12 protein-coding genes are annotated in these 13,113 nt (G+C 63.7%); 9 read left to right on the top strand and 3 right to left on the bottom strand.

What is annotated here, in order from left to right:
* Nucleotides 1-25: 25 nt before the first annotated feature.
* Entirely contained in the window at nucleotides 26-1,135 is a 1,110-nt protein-coding gene (locus tag ACRDT3_RS12315) for a hypothetical protein (protein ID WP_431493250.1), read from the bottom strand.
* 403 nt (nucleotides 1,136-1,538) lie between these two features.
* Here ACRDT3_RS12315 and ACRDT3_RS12310 point away from each other — a divergent pair, with 403 nt between their 5' ends.
* From ACRDT3_RS12310 to ACRDT3_RS12290, 5 genes are all read left to right on the top strand, one after another.
* A complete protein-coding gene (locus ACRDT3_RS12310; RefSeq protein WP_431493249.1) occupies nucleotides 1,539-2,315 on the top strand; it encodes an electron transfer flavoprotein subunit beta/FixA family protein in 777 nt (258 codons plus the stop codon).
* A gap of 14 nt (nucleotides 2,316-2,329) precedes the next feature.
* Nucleotides 2,330-3,310: an electron transfer flavoprotein subunit alpha/FixB family protein gene (locus ACRDT3_RS12305; protein ID WP_431493291.1), complete on the top strand. Its 981-nt coding sequence runs from the start codon at nucleotides 2,330-2,332 to the stop codon at nucleotides 3,308-3,310.
* A gap of 5 nt (nucleotides 3,311-3,315) precedes the next feature.
* Nucleotides 3,316-5,145 carry a cytochrome b/b6 domain-containing protein gene (locus ACRDT3_RS12300; protein ID WP_431493248.1) on the top strand — a complete coding sequence of 610 codons (1,830 nt, stop codon included), beginning with the start codon at nucleotides 3,316-3,318 and terminating at the stop codon, nucleotides 5,143-5,145.
* Nucleotides 5,146-5,247: 102 nt separating this feature from the next.
* Complete coding sequence (locus ACRDT3_RS12295; RefSeq protein ID WP_431493247.1) at nucleotides 5,248-5,904, top strand: class I SAM-dependent methyltransferase; 657 nt, start codon at nucleotides 5,248-5,250, stop codon at nucleotides 5,902-5,904.
* Nucleotides 5,905-6,043: 139 nt separating this feature from the next.
* Nucleotides 6,044-6,205 (top strand): hypothetical protein, encoded by a 162-nt coding sequence (locus ACRDT3_RS12290; protein WP_431493246.1) that lies wholly within the window; start codon nucleotides 6,044-6,046, stop codon nucleotides 6,203-6,205.
* Nucleotides 6,206-6,455: 250 nt separating this feature from the next.
* On the opposite strand, the gene ACRDT3_RS12285 is transcribed toward ACRDT3_RS12290, so the two are convergent.
* The gene (locus ACRDT3_RS12285; protein ID WP_431493245.1) at nucleotides 6,456-7,262 is read right to left on the bottom strand and encodes an IclR family transcriptional regulator; all 807 of its coding nucleotides are present in this window, start codon (nucleotides 7,260-7,262) and stop codon (nucleotides 6,456-6,458) included.
* Nucleotides 7,263-7,515: 253 nt separating this feature from the next.
* Between ACRDT3_RS12285 and ACRDT3_RS12280 the strand changes: the two genes are divergently transcribed.
* Genes ACRDT3_RS12280 through ACRDT3_RS12265 form a run of 4 tightly spaced genes read left to right on the top strand, consistent with a single transcriptional unit; the run spans nucleotide 7,516 to nucleotide 11,523 of the window.
* Nucleotides 7,516-8,331: a fumarylacetoacetate hydrolase family protein gene (locus tag ACRDT3_RS12280; protein WP_431493244.1), complete on the top strand. Its 816-nt coding sequence runs from the start codon at nucleotides 7,516-7,518 to the stop codon at nucleotides 8,329-8,331.
* The gene (locus ACRDT3_RS12275) at nucleotides 8,331-9,305 is read left to right on the top strand and encodes an acetaldehyde dehydrogenase (acetylating) (RefSeq protein WP_431493243.1); all 975 of its coding nucleotides are present in this window, start codon (nucleotides 8,331-8,333) and stop codon (nucleotides 9,303-9,305) included. Before ACRDT3_RS12280 ends, ACRDT3_RS12275 begins: the two co-directional genes overlap by 1 nt.
* Nucleotides 9,302-10,309 carry a 4-hydroxy-2-oxovalerate aldolase gene (gene dmpG, locus ACRDT3_RS12270; RefSeq protein ID WP_431493242.1) on the top strand — a complete coding sequence of 336 codons (1,008 nt, stop codon included), beginning with the start codon at nucleotides 9,302-9,304 and terminating at the stop codon, nucleotides 10,307-10,309. Before ACRDT3_RS12275 ends, dmpG begins: the two co-directional genes overlap by 4 nt.
* A 32-nt stretch (nucleotides 10,310-10,341) precedes the next feature.
* Entirely contained in the window at nucleotides 10,342-11,523 is a 1,182-nt protein-coding gene (locus ACRDT3_RS12265; RefSeq protein WP_431493241.1) for a flavin reductase, read from the top strand.
* A gap of 112 nt (nucleotides 11,524-11,635) precedes the next feature.
* On the opposite strand, the gene ACRDT3_RS12260 is transcribed toward ACRDT3_RS12265, so the two are convergent.
* Complete coding sequence (locus tag ACRDT3_RS12260; protein WP_431493240.1) at nucleotides 11,636-12,937, bottom strand: TetR/AcrR family transcriptional regulator; 1,302 nt, start codon at nucleotides 12,935-12,937, stop codon at nucleotides 11,636-11,638.
* Nucleotides 12,938-13,113 lie beyond the last annotated feature (176 nt).

Raw genomic sequence — 13,113 nt, 5'->3', positions numbered from 1 at the left:
ACTGCTGCGGGTATCCCGCGCTGAATTATTCGGCTTCTTCGAAGAAGGCCTCAACCTCGGTGATGCCCGCAGAGATGACCGGAACCAGACGCTCGTCGATGCTGTAGTGCTCGCCGTCCTTGGAAATCAGGCCGTAGCCGGCCAATGAATCCATGGCGGTTCGGGCTTCTGGCAGCACGGCATCGTAGATCTTCGGACCGCAGTTGCGGCGCAGGCCTTCCCGGTCCCCTTCGCGGCCGGTGGATGCGGTGACCAGCAGGTTGCGCAACACCAGGTAGTGGGCTTCATCTCGCAAGGTGACATCGAAGGTCGGGTTCAGGTGCGCCTGGACGCAGCCGACAGCCATCTCGAAGAGCAGCTGCGCGCTGGCCGCTTCCTCGCCGGCGACCAGCAAATCATAGGCCTCCGGGTCGGTGCGCATGACCGAGCCTTCGGACTCCACGACGGACATGCGGCCGGCGCTCCAGATGTAGTTGAAGGCTAGCGGCGCCGGACCTTCCGGGTCGAAGGTTTCGGCATCCAGGCCCACGGCAGTCAATACCTTGGAGCGCGGCGCTTCGGCCTCTGGAGAGAAGTCCTCCATGTCCACGCCCTCGGTCAATGCCTGGGCATAGGCCTTGACCTGGGTGAACAGCTTGGTTCCGCGCAGCAATTCGCACAGTTCCGCGTCGCCTTCGGCAAAGCCGTTGAGGGTATCGTCCAGCATCTCGCGCAGGGCTTCGAGGTTTTCCGCCGGGCCCTGCCAGAGCTTGCCCTGCTCGATGAAGCTGAAGTATTCCAGCCACGTGGTGAAGATCGGCTCCGGAGCCACAGATTCCGGCAGGTTGCCCAGGTGCTCGGCCAGGGTCTCGCCGAAGACATCGATGTCCAGGTCGAACAGGTTCGAACTGCGGGCGTTTTCGGCGTACTGGCCGGCGATCTGCCCAATGACGTCCAGCTGCATGCCCGCAGCCTGCGCCGCCTGTTCGGGCGAGAAAGCAGGAACCTGGTCAGCTACCCAAGCCGTGTAGTCATGGCGAAGCGCATCGATCTGCTGTTCAGCCTGGATCCGGAACACGCTGCGACCGCGCGCTGCCGCCTTGGCAGGATTGCCTGCGCCTGAGTTCTTCTTGCCTTGACGCTTTTTGCTGGCCATGAGCCGTCCTTTGGTTCCGAAATTGGTCTCTGGTTAAAGCCTACGGTGCCCGCCCGAATCCGGGGGAATAGCGCGATGCGGCTCACCTGCGTGGAAGTGTGCCCGGGTAACCCGGCCGAACCGTGGACCTTTTGTTGTTCAAGGTGCTCACTTGCTGTTTTCTTGTCCACTTTCATTGACCAATGGCGCTGGATCCGACAAGATGAACAGCAAAGACAGATGTAGCCTACGACACAATGCTTCGAGTTCTGCAGAAAATCTGCGCCGTGGCCCATTAATGAACTTGGATTTCCTAGTAGTTTCGGCGGGGGCCATTTCAATGGTCCGCGGGGCCCGGAATCATTGATGATTTCCGGCCATCGGATGTCCTGGCAGAATCTACTGCGATAAGAGGGAGAAAATAATGAAGATCGCGGTTCTGATCAAAGAAGTCCCAGATACCGGAGAGGACCGTCTGCTGGATCTGGAAACCGGCCTGGCTGACCGTGCCGCTTCAGAAGTGGTGCTCGATGAAATCAGCGAGCGGACCCTGGAAGTCGCGTTGAAGCATGCTGATGCGAACCCTGGAACTGAAATCACCGTGCTGACCATGGGCCCGGATTCGGCTCAGGCCACCTTGCGCAAGGGTTTGGCCATGGGCGCTGCCAGCGCCGTGCATATCAGCGACGAGGAGCTTCTCGGCGCCGATCTGGTACTCACCGCACAGGTCCTGGCGGCGGCTTTGCGCCGAGGCAATTACGATCTGGTCCTCACCGGCAACATGTCCACCGACGGCTCTGCAGGCATGCTCCCGGTCATGCTGGCCGAGCTGCTTGATCTTCCGGCGGCGACCTCGTTGTCCTCGGTGGAAATTGCCGACGGCGCGATCAGCGGATTGCGCGAGCTGGATGGCGCTGCCGCTCAGATCAGCGCCCCATTGCCGGCGGTCGCTTCGATCACCGAGGCATTGCCAGATGCCCGCTTCCCGAACTTCAAGGGCATCATGGCCGCGAAGAAGAAACCGGTCGAGTCCCTGTCCCTAGCGGATTTGGGCGTCGAGTCCCTGCCAACGGATACCGCGCGTTCCATCATGGTTTCGGTGGCCCAGCGCCCGCCTCGCACCGCTGGAACTGTCGTGGCCGATGACGGCGAGGCCGGTAACGCGTTGGCCGAATTCCTCGTCAAGAACAACCTGGTGTGAGCGGAAAGAAGACCATGACTGCCTTTGCTTCTGATTCAATTCTTGTTTTCCTCGAGACCACCGCTACTGGAACGCTGGCCAAGAACCACGCGGAACTGCTCGGCGCCGCCTGCGCCGTGGGCACCCCGGTAGCACTGGTCACTGCCCCGGCCGGATCCATTGATTCCCTGGCGGCGCAAGCCAGCGAGGCTGGCGCCGCGCAGGTGCTCACCGCCGCCGTCGACTCTCCGGTGCTGACCGCGCCGATGGCTGACGCGCTGCAGCAGGCCTTCGCACAGGTCCAGCCACAAGCCGTGCTGCTCGGGCATACCCTGACCTCGCGTGAAGTGGCCGCGCGCTTCGCTGTGCGCAACCGCTTGGCGTTGAGCGTCGATGCCCTCGGCGTTTCGCGCGATGACCAGGGAATCATCGCAGCCCACTCGATCTACGGTGGCGCGTACTCGACCCACAGTGCCCCGACCTTCGGCGCGCCGGTGATCACCGTGCGCGTGGGCAGCATCGAAGAGCGCGCCCAAGCCCAGCCGGCGAGCGCCATCTCGCTGGCGGTAGCCGCAAGCGGCAAGCCGGAGATCGAGGTCAAGGAACTGAAAACGGCCGAAGCGGCATCCACCCGTCCCGAGCTGCGTTCCGCGGCACGCGTGGTCTCAGGTGGTCGCGGCTTGGGCAGCGCCGAGCAGTTCGACCTGGTGCACCAGCTGGCCGATGCCTTGGGCGCTGCCGTGGGCGCATCGCGTGCAGCGGTGGATGCTGGCTACGTCGAGCATGCTGCCCAGGTAGGCCAGACCGGCGTCGCAGTCTCCCCCCAGTTGTACGTGGCGCTGGGCATTTCCGGAGCCATCCAGCACAAGGCGGGCATGCAGACCGCCAAGACCATCGTCGCCATCAACAAGGATGCCGATGCGCCGATCTTCGAGATCGCCGACTTCGGTGTGGTTGGGGATGTCTTCAAGGTCGTCCCCCAGCTGATTTCCGCACTGGAAGCACGCAAGGCCTAATCGCCATGAACGCACCTAGCCAATCCATCCGCCAGGGGCTGCCCCGCGTCGCGGGCGGCGATCCTTGGCCTCCGGCCGAGCTGTTCGATTCCGTGCCGGTCGCCGCGTCCGAGACCGTCGCCGAACCAGTTACGGATGAGCCCGTGGCCGAGCCCGTTCACGAACAGGCCGTAGTTTCACCTGATCCAGCTGAGCTGGCGTTTGCCGAAGCACCTGCTGCTTCCGCGGCCGACGCTCCGTCCACGGAAGCTGTTGCAGATCAGGCACCGGCTGCTGGACCTGTGCGCCGAGGCCTGCCACGTGTTGCCGGCGGCGAGCCGTGGCCGCCTGCAGGAATTTCTGCTGTCGCGAGCGTTCCCGCCGCGCTTAAGACAGCAACGGCTGAACCAGCCTCCGAACCGGTTGCCGCGCCGATAGCCGAACCGGTGGTCGAACAGTCCATGGCGCCGGCCACCGAACTAGCGCCGGCAGCCAGCGAACCAGTTCCACCTGCCAGTGCAGCACCGGCCGCGGCGGTTCCCAGTGCAGATGCACCAGCAGTTCGCCGTGGACTTCCGCGGACCGCCGGCGCAGAAGCCTGGCCGCCAAGTTCATTCGTGGCGGCACCTATTGCCGCGGCGCCCACAGCAGCACCTGAGGCACCCGCAGCCAGCGCACCAGAAAGCGTTGTTGCTGCCGCTCCGGTTCCACCGGCTCCGGCTGCGGAAGCCGCCGAGGCCACACCGTCCGCCATGCCGGAAGCGAAGCCAACTCCTGCAGCGCCGGCGGACGAAGCACCGGCTGCCCCCGCGCGGACGCGCATGGGCGTGCAGCAGCCTGCTGCTTCAGCCGCAGCTCCGGCAGAGAAAGCATCGGCCGCCAAGCCTGCGAGCGCACCGCAACCCCAGGCCGCTCCAAAGAGCAAGCAGGAAGCGGTCAAGCATGGTCCGCTGACCACCAAGCAATGGGTGCTCGCTGCAATCGTCGGCGCGTTCGCCGCACTGGGTTTGGCCACCGCCGTGGTGCTCATTGCCCGTGGCATTGCCGGCATCGACGCGGTCGAGTCCTTCTTGGAACGCTACCCGGGCGAATACCATCTGCCAGAATCGGCACCCATTGGCTTCCCCGGTTGGCTGGCATGGAACCACTTCTTCAACTTCTTCCTGATGGTCCTGATCATCCGCTCTGGCATGCTGGTCAGGCATCAGAAGAAGCCGCCTGCCTATTTGTCCTCGAAGCGCAGCCCGAAGGTGAGCATCAACCTCTGGCTGCATCAGGGCCTTGACCTGCTGTGGATCATCAATGGCTTGGTGTTCCTCGTGCTGCTGTTCGCCACCGGCCACTGGATGCGCATCGTCCCGACGTCGTGGGAGGTCTTCCCCAATGCGATTTCGGCGGCCTTGCAGTACCTGACGCTGGATTGGCCGACCGAAAACGGCTGGGTGAACTACAACTCGCTGCAGCAGCTGGCCTACTTCACCACCGTGTTCATTGCGGCCCCGGTAGCGGCAATTACCGGCTTCCGGCTCAGTGCATTCTGGCCAAAGAACATGCCAGCGCTGACCAGGAAGTACCCGATCGAGGTTGCGCGCGCCCTGCACTTCCCAACCATGCTGTACTTCGTATTGTTCATCCTCGTGCACGTGATCCTGGTGTTCTCTACCGGGGCGCTGCGCAACCTGAACCACATGTACGCGGCACAGGGTTCCACAGACCCAGCCGAGTATGCGGATAACTGGACCGGACTGCTCTTCTTCGCACTCTCGCTGCTGGTAATCGCCGGAGCTTGGCTGGCCTGCCGGCCAGTGATTCTTGCATCCATTGCCCGGCTCTTCGGCAAGGTCAGCGCAAGGTAATAGCAGCGATTCTTGCCTCTGGCGCAAAAGTGATCGCGCATGAGGCCCATCGTCAGTAGGGTCTTTAACAACGGCCTTACTGACGAATGGGGAACACCGAAAATGAGCCACCACCACGAACACCACACCAAAGAACATGACGACGTCGCCTTCTGGGAGAACCACTACGGCCAGTCCGAGCGGGTCTGGTCAGGCAAGGTCAACCAGGTCATCGAGAACCTTGTTGCCCCGCTGGCCCCCGGCACGTCGCTGGATATCGGCTGCGGCGAGGGAGGCGATGCGCTTTGGCTGGCCACCAATGGCTGGAAGGCTACCGGTGTCGACATCTCGCCCACCGCGGTGAAGCGCGCGCAGGAAGAAGCCGCCAAGCATGGCCTGGACGCGGGGCAAACCCGCTTCATCGCTTCAGATCTGGCTGCGTGGAATACCGGGGAAACCTTTGATCTGGTGACCTTGAGCTTCTTCCAGGCACCCTTTGAATTCCCTCGTGCTGACTTCCTGCGCAAGGCGGCGACGCTGGTCGCGCAAGGCGGCCACCTGCTTGCCCTGTCCCATGCCTCCATGCCGTCCTTTGCCAACAAGCCCGATCACCAGATGCCGATGTTCCCCAGCCCCGAAGAGGAACTGGAAGCTTTGGCTCTGGATCCGGCGCAGTGGGACGTGCTGTGCGCCGAGGTCCGCGAACGCACCGTCATCGGGCCCGACGGTAATCCGGCAACCCTGGACGATGCCGTGGTATTCGTGCAGCGCAAAGCCTGAGGAAGTTTGTCCTGGCCGTGAAGCCGGTTAGTGCGCACTGATGGATAGCTCAAGACTTGCTGGAAAAGGCTCCAGCCGGGTCCTGAAGCTCGCTGATCCTTGTTAGGTTGGCATTCCAAGCAACGAGAGGGATGGATTTATGAGCGAGAACAACCCTGAAGCCCTGCTGCACAAGGCAGAAGCTGAACAGCCCGATACCATTTCCGACCCTGCCTTGAATGATGAAGTTGGCCAGGACTGGACCGATGAAGGCGGAGCGACTCCAGATGGGGCCGCGCTTGACGGAGGCTCGGAAGTCTAGGACCGGCTGAGCAAGCAGCTAGTTCGACAGTCGTCCCTACTTATTGACTCCCCAAAGGCCGGACTGCAACTTTGCAGCCCGCCCTTTGGGGAGTTTTCATGCCCGCCCGGGCAAGCGATTCGGCGATCAGAATCGAAACTGTGGTTCTGGGCTCCTCTCAGGACACCAGCAGATAGCTGCTTCCCGGATGCGTTCGCGGTCAGTTCCCGCGCTCGCATCGCGAAGCTGGCGGAATGCCAACGACTGCCGGTCAGGCAGTCATCGATGCCGGGGCGCTGAGCGATTCGGAGATTCTGCGCGCGGCCTGCTGCACCAGCGGGGCAAGCAACTCCATGGCATCCCGTCCGCGTCCCACGAGCGACAGCGCCGCAACGGGATTACGCCTGATTTTTATGGCCGAGGCAACGCAAGTGATGCCTTCATAGCTTTCTCCAGTTTCGTAGGCCAGTCCTCCGCGACGGCGGATTCGTGCTAGTTCCGAATACAGCAAGCTCGAATCATTCAACGTCTTGCCAGCTTTCTGGCCCACCCCATTGGAGAAAATCTCGTCGAGGTCCTCAGGATCCATCCACGCCAGCATCGACTTGCCCAAGGCGGTAGTGTGGGCAGGATTGATCCCGCCTACGCGGGAAGGTACTGCCGTGGCGTTTGCGCCTCCCAGCTTGTCGAGGTAGCGAATATTCGCCCCTTCCAAGACCGCCAAGTGCACCACCCTGCCGGTTCGGATATGCAGGTCATGCAGCAAGGGGGCCGCCTCGGTGCGGATCCGGCTGCTGATTGAGTCATTGTTGCGATACTTCAGCGAACGCCAGCCCATGCCATAACCGTCGGGGTTGTGCTCCAACCACCCAATCTGTACCAACTGGTCGAGGATCCGGTGGGTGGTTGATCTCGGCAGGCCCGCGCGAACTGTGATCTCATCCAGCAGCAATCGCGCGTCCTGCGGTTCAAAGGCCTCCATGATCATTGTCATCCGGGAAACCATGGACGGTGCCTGCGAGTTCGACGGGGATGCCGGCAAACATTCAGTGGCAGGGGCAGAGGTCAGAATGCTCATTTGGAAACCTTCCTGGGGTAAAGGGATTCAAATCTTTGGGTACGCAAATTCGTGCGGTTTGCGTGTTTGCCAACGGTCCCGAAGCCATCACTAGCCTCATGTGTGACGTCGGCCACTATTTGCTTTCATTCACTGTACACCTCACTACAGGCAAAAACTAGAACTAGATTCCTAATTTTATCCCGCTCTCTGAGACAACCCGATCGCGGCCGAAACAAAGCTGTAGATACTGGGATTTCACTTTGGAGGACGGATGACCACACACACTCAAACGGTTCGCGCACGGCCAGAAGAACTGGCGGATCTCGCCCTGCGTCTGCGCGAAGCTGAGCTCAACGGCATTGCCATCAACCCCATCCGGGACGAGCTGGCGGCCGGCGGCATCGACGCCGCCTACGAGGTCCAGCGCCTGAACGAGGACCATGCCATCAGCGCAGGACGACGGGTTATCGGCCGCAAGATCGGGCTGACATCGCCGTCCGTCCAAGCCCAAATGGGTGTGGACCAGCCGGACTTCGGGGCGCTGTTCGCAGACATGTGCCTGGCCGACGGCGAGACGCTGGCCGCCAATGCGGTGCTTCAGCCGCGCGTCGAGGCGGAAATCGCGCTGGTCCTGAACAAGGACTTGCCGCACCCGGACACCACCATCAACGAGCTGATTTCCGCGGTCGACCACCTGCTTCCGGCCATTGAAATCGTCGGCTCCCGGATCGAGAACTGGGATATCTCGATCCTGGATACGATCGCGGACAACGCCTCCTGCGGGCGGATCGTCACCGGCACGGTCCCGGTACTGCCCACGGCGCTGGATCTGTCGGCCGCCGGCATGGCCATGGAAGTCAACGGCAAGGTGCGTTCAGTCGGGTCAGGCGCCGCCTGCCTAGGCCATCCGTACCGCGCCGCGCTCTGGCTGGTGCGCCGGATGGCTTCGCTCGGCAGGCCGCTGCGTGCCGGAGAAATCCTGATGACCGGGGCACTGGGCCCGATGGTCGACTTCCCCGCCGGAGCCAACGCGGTGGCAACCATCCAGGGCCTCGGACAGGTCCGCATCACGCACGAGGAGAACTAATGGAACAGCGCAATCGCTGGCCGGTGGCCATCATCGGCTCCGGCAATATCGGCACGGACCTGATGATCAAGGTCATGCGCGGCTCGACGCGCCTGGAAATGGGTGCCATGGTGGGCATCGACCCGGAATCCGACGGCCTGCGCCGCGCGGCCAAGTTCGGGGTGGCCACCACCGCCGAGGGCATCGACGGGCTGCTGGCCCTGCCGAATTTCAAGGACATCAAGGTCATCTTCGACGCAACCAGCGCCGGCGCGCACCGCGCCAACTGGGAGAAGCTGAAGGACACCGGGGTACGCGTGCTGGATCTGACACCGGCTGCCGTCGGTCCGTCCTGCATACCGGTGGTCAATCTGGAGGACCATCTGGATGACTCGAACCTCAACATGGTCACCTGCGGTGGCCAAGCCACCGTGCCGATGGTCGCGGCCATCAGCGCCGTCGCCCCGGTGCCCTACGCGGAGATCGTCTCCTCGGTCTCCTCGAAGTCCGCCGGCCCCGGCACCCGCGCCAACATCGACGAATTCACCGAGACCACCTCGCAGGCGCTGGTGGACATCGGCGGCGCGGGACGAGGCAAGGCGATCATGATCCTGAATCCCGCCGAGCCGCCGATGCTCATGCGCAACACCGTCTACGCGCTTGTCGAGGGAGATCCGGACCTGGGCCAGATCGAATCCTCGATCCTCGATATGGCCGCCAAGATACAGGGCTACGTCCCGGGCTACCAGCTCAAGCAGGCTGTGCAGTTCGAGACCTTCACCGAGCAGAACCCGCTGTACCAGCCGGAATCCGGAAACTTCACCGGCGTGCGCGTCACCGTGATGCTCGAGGTCACCGGCGCCGCGCACTACCTGCCGGCCTACGCGGGCAACCTGGACATCATGACCTCGGCCGCCATGGCCGTGGCCGAACGCTGGGCGCAGCACCACTCAACCACCGCCGAAAACCCAGAACTCCAGGAGGCCCGGGCATGAGCAAGCTCTACATCTCAGATGTCACCCTGCGCGATGGCATGCACGCCATCCGCCACCAGTACAGCGTCGAACAGGCGGTCGCCATCGCCACCGCCCTCGACCAGGCAGGGGTCGCTTCCATCGAGGTCGCACACGGGGATGGCATCAACGGCTCCTCCTGCGTCTACGGGTTCGGCGCCCACACCGACCTGGAGTGGATCTCCGCGGTGGCCGCCGCGGTGAAGAACGCCAAGGTCGCCACCCTGGCGCTGCCGGGCATCGCCACCATCACGGATTTGAGGGCCGCCAACTCGGCCGGTGCCACCGTCGTGCGCATCGCCACCCACAGCACCGAGGCCGACGTCTCCGCGCAGCACATCGCCGCCGCGCGCGACCTCGGCATGGACACCGTGGGCTTCTTGATGATGTCGCATATGACCGCGCCGGCCGAGCTGGCCCGCCAGGCCAAGCTCATGGAAAGCTACGGAGCGACCTGCGTGTACGTGGTGGACTCCGGCGGAGCGATGACCCCCAAAGGGGTAGCCGAACGCATCGATGCCTTCCGCCAGGTGCTGGATCCGGCCACCGAGATCGGCATCCACGCCCACGAGAACCTCTCGCTGAGCATCGCCAACTCGCTGGCCGCCGTGGAGCACGGCGCGAACCGGTTAGACGCCTCGCTGGCCGGCATGGGTGCGGGCGCGGGCAATGCCCCGCTGGAGGCGTTCATCGCCGCCGCTGACAAGTACGGCTTCGAGCACGGTTGCGACCTGGCCACCCTGATGAATGCCGCCGATGACCTGGTCCGCCCGCTGCAGGACCGGCCAGTGCGCGTCGACCGCGAAACCCTCTCGCTGGGCTACGCCGGGGTGTATTCCAGCTTCCTGCGCCATGCCGAAGCCGCCAGCGAGCGCTACGGCATCCCGACCACCGACATCCTCATGGAACTGGGCAAGCGCCGCATGGTCGGCGGCCAGGAGGACATGATCGTTGACGTCGCCCTGGACCTCATCGGCCAAAAGTAGCTGCGCCAGCGACGTACTGAAAGGAAAAGACCGTGAATGCAGTAGCACTGGGGGCACAGACCCCGCCCGTCTCGGATCCGATGGAGTTCCGCAACGTCCTGGGGCACTTCCCGACCGGCGTCGTGCTGATCACCGGCCTCACCGGGGACGGCGAGCCGGTCGGCATGATCGTCGGGTCCTTCACCTCGGTGTCGCTGGATCCGCCGCTGGTGGGCTTCCTGCCCACGGTAGCTTCCTCCACCTTCAAGAAGCTGCGCACCGCCAGCTCGTTCTGCGTGAACGTGCTGGCTGCCGACCAGGAAGAGCTGTGCCGCCGCTTCGCCAGCCGCGCGCCGAACAAGTTCGAGGACATTGCGTGGAGCCCGGCTCCCTCCGGCGCGCCGGTGCTGGACGGCGCGGTCGCCTACATCGACTGCACCTTCGAATCCATTACCGACGCCGGCGACCACCACATCGTGGTCGGTGCGGTGCAGGAGTTGCAGGTCTGCTCCCCGGTGGCCCCGCTGCTGTTCTTCCAGGGCGGCTACGGACGCTTCGCCCCGCTGTCGCTGCATGCGCCATTCGAGACCGACCTGATCCGCGGCGTGCGCCGCGCCGAACGCCACCGCCCGAAAATGAAGCAGCTCGCGGCATCAATGGACGCAGAAATCTCTACCATGGCGGTCATCGGCGACGAGATGGCGGTCATCGTGGCAGGCACCAGGGAATTCCATGACGGACAGCGCCTGGGCGAACGCATCCCGCTGATGCCGCCCATGGGCGAAATGTGCCTGGCCTGGGAGGACGAGGAAACCATCGAGCGCTGGCTGGCTCGCGCCCTGCCGACGGATGAATGCACCGCCGAAGACTACCGCGCCCGCCTGCAGGTGGCCCGCGACCGCGGCTGGTCGGTGACCATGCGCGGGGACCACGCGGACGACGAGGTCTACTCGGTGCTGCGCGAATACTCCTCAGGCCTGTACACCCCGGCCCAGGAGCGCAGGCTGCGCGAAATCATCGCGCAGACTTCTTCCGGCTACGCACCGGTGGATTTCGCCGATTCCGGCAGCTACGACGTGGATTCGCTGCTGGCCCCGGTCCGCGATGCCGCGGGTAAGGTCCGCTTGGTGCTGCGCGCCTCCGGATTGCCGCAAGGCGCCTCCGGCCGCCAGGTGCTCGCCTGGGCACAAGAGCTGGTATGCACCGCAGAGCAGATGAGCGGAGCGGAAGACTAGGCCACTGCCTGCATTACCGATTGCACCATTGGCGAAGGCCCTCGGCGGAAAATTCCGTCGAGGGCTTTCGCATTGCACCAACCGGACATCGAGTGGTTCGCTATCGGCAAACCTAGGCGGCCTTGGATCCCTGCCGCGCGATCTGCACGATGGCGTTGCTGATCAGTGAGGCGAGCAGCTGCGGATCGTAAAATTGTTCTGCGACGCGACGGCTGATCAGCATCCCGTCAAGCATGCGGAACAGGCAGGTGGCCACATCCTGGGCATGCCGGCGCTCAGCTGCCGCTCCATGGCCCATCAGCGCATCGAACCAGTCGACGGTCGCTTCGAAGGTCTCCTGCAGGACACTTTCTAATTCGCTGCGCCCGGCGTGGACGTGCTCTGCACGCTGCAGGAGCAGCAGCAGGCTCATCGGCACCGCGCCCTGCCGGTGCTCTGCCCCGTCCAGGGAAGGCAGGATGAATGCGCGGATCTGCTCGGCCCAGTGCTCCCCCGGCGGCAACGCGAATTCCTTCTCACGCAGCAGCTTCCATCCCGCACAGGCGTTGGAGATGACGGTAGAAATCAGCGCGTCCTTGTCCTTGAAGATCCAGTACAACGAGCTGGCGGGAAGCCCTGCGCGTTCGCAGACCTTGGCGATGCTCACCCCGTCATATCCCGACTGGCCAATGACTTCCTGCGCAGCGCGAATGATCGCTTCACGGCCGGATTCCGGGTCATCGGCCGACGGCAGCAGCGTGATCTGCGGCGGAGCCGGGCTAGCTGGCGCAAGATCCCTGGTTTCGGCCAGGGCCACCAGCTGCCCTGCCACCGCATCCAGTGCCGTGGCGTTCATCCGGATCAGCCGGGCGGTGTCTGTTGCCCGCGGTCCGCGAAGCTTCAGGAAGCTGCTTTCTCGCTCGGCGACCGTCAGAGTACCCATGAGCACAGCCGCGGCGCGCCGCTGCGGCATGTTCTCCGGGAAGGTGCGCTCCCACCAGTCAGCGGTCCATTCGATACCTTCGGCACGGATCTGCAGGAAATGCTCCCGTGCCAGGATCGGGACCTCTGGCTTGGTCAGCGCCAGCTGCAGCCCAGCACGCCAGTACCCCATTTCGCCTTCGCCACTGGGCGAGCGCATGAGCTGCGAGTACAGGTCGTTGGCACGGGAGGAGGAGGGCGGGGTATCCAGCCAGTTCGGCAGCCGCTGCGCCTGGGTGCGGTAGGCGTAGTCCAGGGCTGCAGCGATCAGCTCTTCCTTGCCCGAATAGTGCCAGTAGATGGAACTTGCGGAGACATTGCAGGCCCTGCGCACCATGCTGAGGCTGGTTCCGGCGTATCCGTGGACCGCGACCAGACGCATGGTCTTCTCAAGAATCCTGGTTCGGGTTTCCTCGCCCTGCAGGTTCTTCCGTTCGGTCTTGCGTTGTGCCACGTGGTGCTCGTTTCTCAATTCTGCCCGGTCCCCAAGCCGAAGTGATGGACTCTCGATACTCAAGTGAACCCCGCACGCCAGGACCCTGCAAGGACAGTCCCACTTTCACCCTCGGAAGGATCAATTAACCTCTGATCATCGCACGGGGCACGCCAAAGGACCGCCCAGCGCTGAAG

The organism is Glutamicibacter sp. (genome assembly GCF_050701915.1).
Classification (GTDB): domain Bacteria; phylum Actinomycetota; class Actinomycetes; order Actinomycetales; family Micrococcaceae; genus Glutamicibacter.
Note: the sequence above shows the minus strand (reverse complement) of the source record. Positions and strands in the feature narration are given on the sequence as shown.

What these genes read in the sequence shown, in the direction of transcription:
- ACRDT3_RS12280 (WP_431493244.1), top strand. Translation starts at nt 7,516, where the DNA reads ATGACCACACACACTCAAACGGTTCGCGCACGGCCAGAAGAACTGGCG.
- ACRDT3_RS12300 (WP_431493248.1), top strand. Translation starts at nt 3,316, where the DNA reads ATGAACGCACCTAGCCAATCCATCCGCCAGGGGCTGCCCCGCGTCGCG.
- ACRDT3_RS12295 (WP_431493247.1), top strand. Translation starts at nt 5,248, where the DNA reads ATGAGCCACCACCACGAACACCACACCAAAGAACATGACGACGTCGCC.
- ACRDT3_RS12285 (WP_431493245.1), bottom strand. Translation starts at nt 7,262, where the DNA reads ATGAGCATTCTGACCTCTGCCCCTGCCACTGAATGTTTGCCGGCATCC.
- ACRDT3_RS12290 (WP_431493246.1), top strand. Translation starts at nt 6,044, where the DNA reads ATGAGCGAGAACAACCCTGAAGCCCTGCTGCACAAGGCAGAAGCTGAA.
- ACRDT3_RS12275 (WP_431493243.1), top strand. Translation starts at nt 8,331, where the DNA reads ATGGAACAGCGCAATCGCTGGCCGGTGGCCATCATCGGCTCCGGCAAT.
- ACRDT3_RS12315 (WP_431493250.1), bottom strand. Translation starts at nt 1,135, where the DNA reads ATGGCCAGCAAAAAGCGTCAAGGCAAGAAGAACTCAGGCGCAGGCAAT.
- ACRDT3_RS12310 (WP_431493249.1), top strand. Translation starts at nt 1,539, where the DNA reads ATGAAGATCGCGGTTCTGATCAAAGAAGTCCCAGATACCGGAGAGGAC.
- ACRDT3_RS12305 (WP_431493291.1), top strand. Translation starts at nt 2,330, where the DNA reads ATGACTGCCTTTGCTTCTGATTCAATTCTTGTTTTCCTCGAGACCACC.
- dmpG (WP_431493242.1), top strand. Translation starts at nt 9,302, where the DNA reads ATGAGCAAGCTCTACATCTCAGATGTCACCCTGCGCGATGGCATGCAC.